The sequence below is a fragment of the uncultured Helicobacter sp. genome (assembly GCF_910577135.1).
Classification (GTDB): Bacteria; Campylobacterota; Campylobacteria; order Campylobacterales; family Helicobacteraceae; genus Helicobacter_C; species Helicobacter_C mastomyrinus.
In genome coordinates this window covers 516-773 of record NZ_CAJTLL010000043.1, presented here as the reverse complement: position 1 = coordinate 773, position 258 = coordinate 516, and the positions used below count along the sequence as shown (strand labels likewise).

General features: G+C 53.1%; 1 rRNA gene (cut by a window edge). It reads right to left on the bottom strand.

The annotated features are described in order from the left end of the window. Nucleotides 1-258: ribosomal RNA gene (locus QZ289_RS10410) — 23S ribosomal RNA — on the bottom strand; its annotated part runs 515 nt beyond the window's last position; the annotation flags it as partial.

Below are 258 nucleotides of genomic sequence, written 5' to 3'. Positions count from 1 at the left end.
CTCTTTGGGAGGATACCGCCCCAGTAAAACTGACCGGCTGACACGGTCCTCTGGCCGGATTCACGGCTCAGGGTTAGATCCTCCAGTTTCAAAGGGTGGTGTCTCATTGATGACTCGGACGCCCCCTAAAGGGCGTCTTCAGCGTCTCCCACTTACTCTGAGCATTAAAACCGAAGAAACAATGACAGCTTACAGTTAAGGTCTATAGGGTCTTTCCGTCCTTCTGCGGGTAGGCGGCATCTTCACCGCCACTACAAT